The organism is Amycolatopsis orientalis DSM 43388 (assembly GCF_000411975.1).
Taxonomy (GTDB): Bacteria; Actinomycetota; Actinomycetes; order Mycobacteriales; family Pseudonocardiaceae; genus Amycolatopsis; species Amycolatopsis orientalis_D.
This window is the reverse complement of sequence record NZ_ASXG01000065.1, coordinates 29745-39509: the sequence shown is the minus strand read 5'-3', so window position 1 is coordinate 39509 and position 9765 is coordinate 29745. Positions and strand designations below refer to the sequence as shown.

The 9765-nt window shown below is 71.5% G+C and carries 12 protein-coding genes; 5 read left to right on the top strand and 7 right to left on the bottom strand.

What is annotated here, in order from left to right:
- Window positions 1-348: 348 nt before the first annotated feature.
- Together L942_RS11540 and L942_RS11535 are read right to left on the bottom strand one after the other, a co-directional pair.
- The gene (locus L942_RS11540) at window positions 349-849 is read right to left on the bottom strand and encodes a MarR family winged helix-turn-helix transcriptional regulator (RefSeq protein ID WP_037358725.1); all 501 of its coding nucleotides are present in this window, start codon (window positions 847-849) and stop codon (window positions 349-351) included.
- A 402-nt stretch (window positions 850-1251) separates the two neighbouring features.
- Window positions 1252-1602, bottom strand: a complete 351-nt coding sequence (locus tag L942_RS11535) for a winged helix-turn-helix transcriptional regulator (RefSeq protein ID WP_037358722.1) — start codon at window positions 1600-1602, stop codon at window positions 1252-1254.
- A gap of 129 nt (window positions 1603-1731) precedes the next feature.
- Between L942_RS11535 and L942_RS11530 the strand changes: the two genes are divergently transcribed.
- Window positions 1732-2451: an alpha/beta fold hydrolase gene (locus tag L942_RS11530; RefSeq protein WP_037358719.1), complete on the top strand. Its 720-nt coding sequence runs from the start codon at window positions 1732-1734 to the stop codon at window positions 2449-2451.
- Between the two features lie 490 nt (window positions 2452-2941).
- On the opposite strand, the gene L942_RS11525 is transcribed toward L942_RS11530, so the two are convergent.
- The gene (locus tag L942_RS11525; RefSeq protein WP_037358717.1) at window positions 2942-3358 is read right to left on the bottom strand and encodes a low affinity iron permease family protein; all 417 of its coding nucleotides are present in this window, start codon (window positions 3356-3358) and stop codon (window positions 2942-2944) included.
- 157 nt (window positions 3359-3515) lie between these two features.
- Between L942_RS11525 and L942_RS11520 the strand changes: the two genes are divergently transcribed.
- Together L942_RS11520 and L942_RS11515 are read left to right on the top strand one after the other, a co-directional pair.
- Window positions 3516-4634: a carboxylate-amine ligase gene (locus tag L942_RS11520; protein ID WP_037358715.1), complete on the top strand. Its 1119-nt coding sequence runs from the start codon at window positions 3516-3518 to the stop codon at window positions 4632-4634.
- Window positions 4631-5611 (top strand): iron-containing redox enzyme family protein, encoded by a 981-nt coding sequence (locus L942_RS11515; RefSeq protein ID WP_037358712.1) that lies wholly within the window; start codon window positions 4631-4633, stop codon window positions 5609-5611. Before L942_RS11520 ends, L942_RS11515 begins: the two co-directional genes overlap by 4 nt.
- Window positions 5612-5661: 50 nt before the next feature.
- Here the strand turns inward: L942_RS11515 and L942_RS11510 are convergent, their stop codons facing one another.
- Both L942_RS11510 and L942_RS11505 read right to left on the bottom strand, forming a co-directional pair.
- Window positions 5662-5859: a CDGSH iron-sulfur domain-containing protein gene (locus tag L942_RS11510; RefSeq protein WP_037358710.1), complete on the bottom strand. Its 198-nt coding sequence runs from the start codon at window positions 5857-5859 to the stop codon at window positions 5662-5664.
- Window positions 5846-6529 (bottom strand): methyltransferase, encoded by a 684-nt coding sequence (locus L942_RS11505; RefSeq protein WP_051165886.1) that lies wholly within the window; start codon window positions 6527-6529, stop codon window positions 5846-5848. Before L942_RS11505 ends, L942_RS11510 begins: the two co-directional genes overlap by 14 nt.
- Window positions 6530-6738: 209 nt before the next feature.
- Here L942_RS11505 and L942_RS45855 point away from each other — a divergent pair, with 209 nt between their 5' ends.
- Window positions 6739-6867, top strand: coding sequence for a hypothetical protein (locus L942_RS45855; protein WP_268744698.1), 129 nt, complete (start codon window positions 6739-6741; stop codon window positions 6865-6867).
- Between the two features lie 10 nt (window positions 6868-6877).
- Here L942_RS45855 and L942_RS11500 read toward each other — a convergent pair whose 3' ends face one another.
- Window positions 6878-7510 carry an ATP-binding protein gene (locus tag L942_RS11500; protein WP_235079042.1) on the bottom strand — a complete coding sequence of 211 codons (633 nt, stop codon included), beginning with the start codon at window positions 7508-7510 and terminating at the stop codon, window positions 6878-6880.
- A gap of 53 nt (window positions 7511-7563) precedes the next feature.
- On the opposite strand from L942_RS11500, the gene L942_RS11495 reads away from it, so the two are divergent.
- Entirely contained in the window at window positions 7564-8790 is a 1227-nt protein-coding gene (locus L942_RS11495; protein WP_037358707.1) for a PP2C family protein-serine/threonine phosphatase, read from the top strand.
- Here L942_RS11495 and L942_RS11490 read toward each other — a convergent pair whose 3' ends face one another.
- The gene (locus L942_RS11490) at window positions 8791-9162 is read right to left on the bottom strand and encodes an STAS domain-containing protein (RefSeq protein ID WP_051165885.1); all 372 of its coding nucleotides are present in this window, start codon (window positions 9160-9162) and stop codon (window positions 8791-8793) included.
- Between the last annotated feature and the right edge of the window lie 603 nt (window positions 9163-9765).

Sequence of the window (9765 nt, the reverse complement as noted above, 5' to 3'; positions counted from 1 at the left end):
GCCCGCCCTCACCCAACCGCAGCCGCCGCACTCACCTCGGCCCGACCGCAGCCACCGCACTCACCCCGCCCGCCCTCACCCAACCGCACCCGCCACACCCAACGCCCCAGGCAGCCATACCCGGCCCTGCACCCCGATACGAAGCCGAAAATGCGGACGGAGGGTGCTTGTCAAGGCATCTTTCCCGCCTTGACAAGCACCCTCCGTCCGTCATCACAATGGGCTTCGGGGTGCCCCACGCAAGCGACGAGGCGCAATGTCGCCACCAGGCGACGAGACGCAAGTTCGCCGACAACCAAACTCGCCGACAACCAAGCTCGCCCACAACCGCCGAGCCGATCAAGACGGTCAGATCTCCGCCCTCTCCGCAACCGCCTCCCACAACGCCCCCAGCTCGTTCAGCAACCCGGCGATCTCCGCCCGCCGCTCCTCCGGACAGTCCGCGAGCAATGCCTGATCCAGCTTCCGCGTCCGCCGGGTCACCTCGCGAAACGCCGCCAGCCCGTCTTCGGTCAGCGTCAGCACCTTCGCCCGAGCGTCGTGCGGCGCGGACCCCCGGGCGATCAGCCCCCGATTCTCCAGCCGCCGGCACACATCAGCCATCGTCGACGTGTCCAACGCGACCGCCTTGGCCAACGCCGTCTGGTCGAACCCGGGATAAGCCCGCACCGCCGACAACACCGCGAACTGCGGCCCGGTCAGCACCGAGTCGACATGCCGATTCCAGGCCGCCAGATAAGCCTGGTACAGCCGCCGAGCTCCGTACCCCGGCGCGGCGGCGAGATCCGCGGGCGCCTCCAGGCTGACCCGCCGCCCCGCCCGCGAGCCGCCTTTCGCTGACCCACCCACTGCTGTCGACATCCCTCGACCTTAACTACGCACCCTCGCCGCGGCAGCCCGTCCGGCCCGCCGAAGCCTGTCCCCTGCATCCCTGCCCGGCCACGATAGTACGTCCCCGGACAAAGTTGGGCTCGGGCGCACCGCACCGGCCCGTCGTCCGGCGCTGGCCGGTTTCCGCTGATCTCGGTCGAACAGAGCAGCCCGCCCACGCGACCACCCGATCCAACCGGCAGCCCGCGATGTGTCCCCTTGCCTTGCGACATAGGCGAAACAGCGACGACCCCGCGGCACACCGCACGTCCAGAATCGCGCTCTGTCAAGCAACGGCAAGCAGGAACGAACCAAACTCCACCGTTGAGCATCCTGGGTGCGGCAACCGGCCTACGGAACCTCCGGCCGCCGCGAACCGGCTCACTCCCTCGAGCGGGAGTCGTAGTCCACGCGCGCCTTTTCGATCTTCGCCAAATGCTCGACGCTCCATTCCAGCAAGGGCGCGGCCGCTTCGCGAAGGGTCCGGCCCATGTCCGTCAGCTCGTAGGAAACGTGCGGCGGCATGACATTGTGCACAGTCCGGGTGAGAATCCCGTCGCGTTCCAGATCCCGCAGGGTGACGGTGAGCATCCGCTGGCTGATTCCCTCGATCTCCCTTTTGAGCTCGGTGAACCGCCGCGGGCCGTCGCGCAGCATCCGGACGATCAGCAGCGCCCACTTGTCCCCCACGATCTCCAGGACCACTCGGGTCCGGCACACGTCGTCGGCCATGGTTACCTCCGGAGAACCGGGGCACTAATTAGTGCCTTCTTGTCCGCCGCGGCGCGGACGATCACGATGGTTCTCGAACAGTACCGGGTTACTTCCGGTAACCGCTAAGCCGAGAACGAGGAATCCCCCATGACGACGTTTGTGCTGGTCCACGGCGCGTGGCACAGCGGCCGGGCCTGGGACCGCGTGGTCCCGCTGCTGGAGGCGGCCGGGCACCGGGTGCTCGCGCCTTCGCTGACCGGCTACGGCGACAAGAAACACCTGCTCAGCCCCGAAGTCGGGCTCGAGACCCACGTCCAGGACATCGTGGACGTGCTCCGCGGCGAGGAAGACGTGGTCCTGGTCGGGCACAGCTATGCCGGGCTGGTGATCACGTCGGCCGCCAACGACGCGCCGGACCGGGTCGCCGAGCTGGTGTACCTGGACGCGATGGTCCCCGAGCACGGCGAAACCGCGGTCGACGTCCAGCCGGTCAGCCGAAACCTGATCGACCTCGCCGCGCAGCACGGCGACGGATGGCGCGTTCCGCCGCTGCCGGAACAGCCCGCGCCGTTCGGCCTGTTCGGCGTCACCGACCCGGCCGACGTCGAATGGCTGCGCGGAACGCTTTCCGACCAACCGGTGCGCTGCCTGCAACAACCGGCGCGGTGCGACAACCCGGCCGCGCGAGCGATCCCGCAAACGCACATCCACTGCGTCGGCTCGACCCCGAAGGGCATCATCCGCCGCCCGGTCCCGGCGATCCAGCCGAACGGGACGCCGGCGCAGATCTGGGAGCTGCCGACCGGACACGACTGCATGATCACGATGCCGGTCGAGCTGAGCGAACTGCTCCTGAAGCTCGCCTAGCCGGGGAAGTACCGCTCACCGAACGCCCAGCAACTCGCTGACCAGCGGAATTCCAGACCCGTTCCCTACTTTCCCGGCAGCGTCCTCCACGGTGCGACGAGCCCGCCTGGAGGATGGTGCCGCCAAGAGGACGAACCGGCCGGGCAGACCTCCCGGCCGGTTCGGGCAAGGGCGGTCGCAACCACAGGCTCCGCCCTTGCCCGGTCTCCGCCCGCCGCGCACTTCCCCGGCCAACCGTCCCGCGGCTGCCGACTGCCGGGCGGGAACGCATCGAGTCCACTATGGACATTCCCGCTCGCCGGAGCCGAGCGCGTGCCCCCGGTTCGGAACCGGGCAGATCGAACATCGCCAGAAGGCGTTGGCGCGGCGGAAGGTCCGTGCTGGTCAGCCCGTACGCGAAAGCATTTACGAAGCCGTGCACCAAAAGCGGCGGGCCGTGCGTTGTACGGCGCGCGACGGATCGGTCAACCAGACCACCCGGTTGCACACCTCACGCCGAGCTTTCCCGGTCCTCCAGCCCGACCGCTCGCCGCAATTCCCGGCGGTCGCGGTCGACGTCCGGATCGTCGCCGCCGACGTGCGACATCAGATCGGTCAACCCGTCGGCGATCGCGTTCAGTTTGTGCTGCACCGCCTCGTCGGCCCGTTTCTGCGTGTTCTGCAGCAGCGCGACGAGAAGGAACGTGACGATCGAGGTGAGCGTGTTGATCACCAGCTGCCACGTGTCGACCGTGCCGAACGCGAAAATCGACGGCGCCCACACCACGACCAGCAGGACGCACGCGACGAAAAACCAGGCGTGCGAGATGTAGCCGCTCGTGGCCGTGGCGAACCGGTCGAACCAGGAGAGCTGCCGGGGCACGTCGGTCGGCATCACCGCGTCGTGCGGACGGTCGTCAGTGCCCATCGAACCTCCTGCCCATCGAACCTCCTGCCCGTCGAACGCCCTCCTGGACTGCCGCGCCGGTTACCCGCCGGGGTACGGGGGAAACGCCGCGCCGTCCGGAAAGGACTGCCGGGTTGCCGCGCGGCAGCCGGGGGTACTCCGGTCCGGGGAGGTGCCGATGGACGTACCCACGCTCGGCGTCGAGGAAGAATTCCTGCTCGCCGCGCCGGACGACGGCCGCCCGATGCCCGTCGCGGACGAGGTCCTCGGCACGGTCGGGCAGCTCGCGGACGGCGCGGCCGTCCACCGGGAACTGCGCGCGACCCAGGTGGAACACGCCACCGGCGTCTGCACGGCCGCGGCGCAGCTGCGCGACCAGCTGTGCCGCGGCCGGCTGGCGCTCTCCCGCGCGGCGGCCGACGCCGGCTGCGCGCTTCTGGCCACCGGAAGCCCGGTCGGCGCCCTCCGCTCCCCCGCCGAGCCGCTGCCGCCGGACCGGTACGCGCGGATCGACGCGCACTACGGCGATCTCGCCGCCGATTACGAGGCCTGCGGCTGCCACGTCCACGTCGGAGTGCCGGACCCGGACACCGCGGTCGCGGTCGTGAACCACCTCGCGCGATGGCTCCCGGTGTTGCTCGCGCTGTCGGCCAACTCGCCGTTCGACCGCGGCCGGGACACCGGGCTGCACAGCTGGAGAATGGCGCTGCAGACGCGTTTTCCCGGATCCGGGCTCTGCCCGCACGCGAGTTCGCACGCCGAGCACCGGCGTCTCGTCGACTCGCTGGTCGAGTGCGGAGCGTTGCTGGACCGCGAGCAGACGTTCTGGCTCGCGTGGCCCTCCCCTCGATACCCGACGGTCGAACTGCGGGCCGCCGACGTGCCGTTGACCGTGGACGGCACGCTCCTCCAGGCAATCCTGTCCCGTGCGCTGGTCGCTACCGCACTCGCCGACCTCGACCGCGGCATCGAGGCGCCGCCGCTCGATCCGCAGCTCGGGGCCGCCGCGGTATGGGCGGCGACCCGACACGGCCTCACCGGCTCCCTCGTCGACCCGGTGCGCGCGAAACCGGAGCCCGCCGCCGACGCGGTCGCAGCGCTGCTTCGCTACACGCGGCCTGCCCTGCGAGCGGCCGGGGACCACGAACTCGCGGACCGGCTCGCCCGAGCCGTGCTGCGGGACGGAACGGGCTCGGCCGCGCAGCGGAAAGCCGGACCGGACGGCGTGGTCGCGATGCTCGCCGCCCGCACCGTCCCACGCGTGACCTCGCTCCAGGCGGGTACTCGGGGACGATGACGACCTCCCTTCTCGCACTGCCGACCGCTCGCGGCCCGGTCTCCGCGGCGCTGCTGGAAATCCTGCGCGAACCAGGCCAGCAGACCGCGGTCGACCTCCGCGACGCCGATCCGTTCGGCGACGACCTCCACCTCGCCCTGCACCTCTGCTACGAACTGCACTACCGCGGACTGCCCGGCGTCGACGCGGACCGCGAGTGGGATCCCGCGCTGCTGAGAATCCGCGCGGAGCTGGAGAACACGTTCCGGTCCGCCCTGCGCGCCGCGGTTCCCGGCGGCTCCGACGCGGACGCCGAACTGGACGCCCTGCTGACCGAGCACGAGGCCGCCGGCGCGATCGGTTTCCTGCTGGCCGAGGGCGAATGGTGGCACGTGCGGGAACTGTTCGCGCACCGGTCGGTCTACCACCTCAAGGAAGCCGATCCGCACGCGTGGGTCATCCCGCGGCTGTCCGGTCCGGCGAAGGCCGGGCTGGTCGCGGTCGAGTTCGACGAGTTCGGCGGCGGGCACGCCGACCGGGTGCACGCCAAGCTGTTCGCGGACCTGCTCGCGGCGGCCGGCCTCCCCGACGGATACCTGGCGCTGCTGGAGCACGTTCCCGGGCCGATGCTCGCGCTGGTCAACATGATGTCGATGTTCGGCCTGCACCGGGCCTCGCGCGGGGCGCTGGTCGGGCACTTCGCCGCCGCGGAGATCACCACCGCCCCGAGCGCGCAGCGGATGGACCGGATCCTGCGCCGCCTCGACGCCCCCGAGGCGTGCCGGTTCTTCTACACCGAGCACATCGAGGCCGACGCGGTGCACGAACAGGTCATGCGGCACGAGGTCGTCGGCGGCCTGCTGGCCGGCGAACCGGACCTGGCGGCCGACGTCGTGTTCGGCGTCCAGGCCACCGGCTTCCTGGAAGCGCAGCTGGACCAGCACCTGCTCGGCTGCTGGCAGGCCGGGCTTTCCTCGCTGCGCCGTCCCCTGTCCTGACCGAGGCGAACGGCCTGGCCGCGCGACCCGCGACCAGGCCGGGGCGCGGGTCAGCCGCTCCCCCGGACCCGCTTCCGGTGACTCGTGTCGCACCACGGAAACCTCTTGCTGCGCCGGCAAGCGCACACCGCGACGACGAACCGGTCCGACCGCGCCGTTCCGCCGTCCGGAGTGGACACTTCCACCGGGCCCTCGACCAGGACCGGCCCGCCCGGCACGACCCGGACCCGGCGTTCATCGCGTGGCACGGAGCACCACCAGTTCCTCCGTGCGGTCGCCCGGCGCCAGGAAACCGCGTTCGATCAGGTAGTCCAGCCGTCCGGAGACCACCGGTCCGAACGGGATCTCCGCCCGCGCCAGCACCTCGCTGCGCAGCCCGCCCGCGGCCAGCGCGAACCGGGTCCTGTCCACATCGGACATTGTCGACTGCACGAGGTAGAGCGCGCCGGTGCGGGTCAGCAGCGAAGGAGCGGCCGCGCACAACGGATCCAGCATCGCGCGGCCGTCCGGCCCGGCGTCCCACGCACGCGTCGAACGGACTGTCGGCGTCGGGGACGGCACGTACGGAGGATTGGCGACCACCACGTCGTACGGTCCGGCTTCCACGGTTTCCTCGAGGCCGCCCCGGAGCAACCCGATCGGCAGCGCCCGCAGCACCGTGTTCATCCACGCGGAAGCCAGTGCCCGCATCGAAATGTCCGCCGCCACGACCGTGGCGCCGGTCCGGGCCAAGGCCATGGCCAGCGCGCCGCTGCCGGTCCCGAGGTCCGCGCAGCGCATGCCGCACCCGATCCGGGCATCCGCGGCCAGCACGCCGGAAAGCAGGGCAGTGTCCTCCTGCGGACGGTAGACCCCGGGCAGCCGGAATACTCTGCCCAGCGGCCGGGCCTCCGATGCGGTGCGCACGGACATCGTCATGGCGGTCCTCCATCTCGGTCGGTCCGCCCGGATACCCCCGTCCGGTGCGGGCAAACCGCGATTTCCGCCGCACCGCCCCGAATCCGGCGGGTCGCCGGGCCGCCCGCGCGACACAGGCGGAGGTCCCGTTCGGCGATCCCGCCGCTACGGCAACCGGGTTGCCGACGGCCGCACCGGGTACCCGAACCTCAGACGGAAGGAGAGAGACCATGACCGAACCGCGCGAATCCGACGACGTCTACGGCGACACCCCGGAAGAAGAACGCGAGACGATCCGCGGCGAACAAGGCACCTCCGGCGACGAACACGACGACTCCGACCCGCAGCAGGGCCGGTGAACCCGCGCCGTCAACGGGACGAGACGCACGCCTCCCGCTCCGGCACGCCGCAGCCGAGCCGGGCCCAGACCGTCTTGCCGCCGGCGTGTTCGTGCACGCCCCAGCCGTCGGCGAGCCGGTCGACGAGCAGCATTCCGCGGCCGCGCGCCCGTTCGAAGTTCGGCGGCCGGACCTCCGGCCGCCCGGGCTCGGGATCGTCCACTTCGATCACCACGACGCACGGGCGGGACAGGACGGTCAATCGCGCGCAGGACGGGCCCGAGGTGTGTTCGTAGGCGTTGGACGCGAGTTCTTCGATCACCATCAGGACGTCCGCGAGATGGTCGGGCGACAGATGGCCCAGGGACTTGCCCGCCCACGCGCGCACGCGCGGCAGCGCGGACACGGCGGTCCCCCGCAGGTCCAGTTCCCAGGGCGCCCCGGCCGCCCCGGAGTCCTGGCCGGTCACAGCCAGTGCTTCCGATGGGGGCCAGCCCTCCGGCCCGACGGCGCGCAGAGCCGAGGAGAGCCGCCGGTGCCGGAAAACGCCGCCGCGCTTCGCCGCGCCTCGTCGCAGCCGCTTGACATCACGTGGGGAAATCCCCTTCTTGTTCTCGAGTTCGTCGGTGCCCCATCGGGCGTACCCGGACCGGGCCGACTTCACACCTGCCGCCGCGTGTCTCTGGACCGCGGCGAGGGTTCGGTTACTGTCACTGCATGCCGCCGCACGCGCAGGAGCCCGAATCGCGGACTCGCCTGGACGAAATCCTCGGATCCGGGACGAGCAACGCGGATCTCAGCGAGGAGCTCACGAAGATCCTCGCCCGGGCTTGCACGGTCCTCGACGTCGACACCGCCACCGTGCTGCGGCACGATTCCCGGTGGCAGCGCCTCGTCGCGGTGGCGGCCGCGGGCCTCGAGGAGGAGGTCTACCAGGGCGTCCAGATTCCGGTCGGGGCGGGGTTCGCCGGCACTGTCGCCGCGCGCCGGGAACCGGTCGTCATCGACCAGGTCGACAAGACCACGGTGCTCAACGCGCTGCTGTCCGAACGCGGGCTGCACACCATGCTCGGCGTCCCGATGCTGGCCGGCACCGAGCTGGTCGGCGTGCTGCACATCGGAACCGTGCGCAAGCGCCAATTCACCGTCACCGATGTCGAAACCCTGCGGCTGCTCGCCGACCGGCTGGCCGCCGTGCTGCAGGCGGAGATCATGCACCAGAACCAGGCCGCGACCATCGCGTTGCAGCGCAGCCTGCTGCCCGGCGTCCTGCCGGTCATCGAGGGCCTCCGGCTGGCCGCGCGCTACGTGCCGGGCGCGGAGGCCGGGCTCGGCGGCGACTGGTACGACGTTTTCCGGCTTCCCGGCGACCAGACCGGCATCGTGATGGGCGACGTGTCCGGGCACGGCCTCGAAGCCGCGGTCATCATGGGAAGGCTCCGCAGCGCACTGCGCGCGTACGCCCTCGACTGCGACGATCCCGCCGAAGTCCTCGCCAAGCTCGACCGCAAGGCGAACCACTTCGAGCACGGCGTGATGGCGACGGTGGCGTACGGGGTGCTCAGACCCGGCCACGGAAGCATGGCGCTGTCGCTCGCCGGGCACCTGCCGCCGGTCGTGGCCGCGCCGGACAAGGCGGCCGAACTCGTTGCCGCTCCGCCGGATCCGCCGGTCGGCCTGACCGTCGGGGCCACCGTGCAGCGGCGCACCACCACGGTGGAACTGCCGCCGGGGGCCGTCGCCGCTTTCTACACCGACGGTCTCGTCGAGCGCCGGGACCGGCTCGTCGACACCGGCATGGACCAGCTCGCCGCGTTGCTCCGGCCGGAGGACCCGGAACGGGTCTGCGCCCGGCTCATGGCCGCGATGGTGGGGTCCCGGCCCCCGCAGGACGATGTCGCACTCGTGGTGCTCCAGCGCACTGCGGGGGCAGAACCGCGCTGATCACTCCGCGGCGAGCGCCTCCTCGAGCGTCCGGTACAGCGGGAGGCTCCCCTCCAGCCCGGTGAGCTGGATCGGCCGCAGGGTCGCCCGGCCGGACGCGACGATCCGCACCTGCGTCCCCTCCGGCGCTTCCCGGCACGCGGCCAGCAGCACGGTCAGCCCCGCCGAGGCGAGGAATTCGACCCCTGTCAGATCCAGCACCAGCACCGGGGGCTTCCCGGAGACGGTTTCGGCGACCGCGGCCGTCAATTTCGGGGCGGTCCCGAGGTCCAGATCCCCGCTGAGGGCCAGCACCGCCGCGGACGAGCGGTCGGCCCGTTCGATCGACAGCGAACCCGGCGGGTCGATCACCGGGTCGGTCAGCTCACTCATCGCTCTTTCCCTCCTCAGGGAGCCCGGAACGCCTGCGTCCGGGCAGGAAAAGTACGCGGCTGGCTGCTCAACCGCGAATAGCATGCACTACGACGGCGGCTCGCACGAATGCCGCCGGGGAAATGATCTCGGATCGCGGGAGCGTCGGCAGCGCGGGGCGCCCGGGAAGAGACGTTCGGCTCACCGCCGCGGGGCTTCTTGCCGCTCCGGGCGGGATCCCGCTGGGCCGATCGGAGTACACGCCGGCGCGGCGAGGTTCGTGCCGTGTCCCTGCCAGCGGGACATCCGGACCGGCTCCTTCCGGGCGGCCGCATCGCTGGCCGACGGGCCTCGCGCGATCCGTCGGCGCGCTCGCTGTCCTGGCCGGGCAGAACGACCGGTCGTGTCCGACTCGCCTCGTCACGGGCCGTGGCACCACATCCTCGCTCGCCCAAGGGCCTCACAGCCGCGCACCTGCGCAAACCGGCCACGACGCGCGCAACGCACTTGGCCATAGCCGAGCCCCGTCCGCACGCGGCCAACCGACGGCCTCGCCTCCAACCCAGACCCGCCGACCGTCCGCGACGAGCCCGACTCGCTCCGCCCCAGGCCGTAGCACCACCG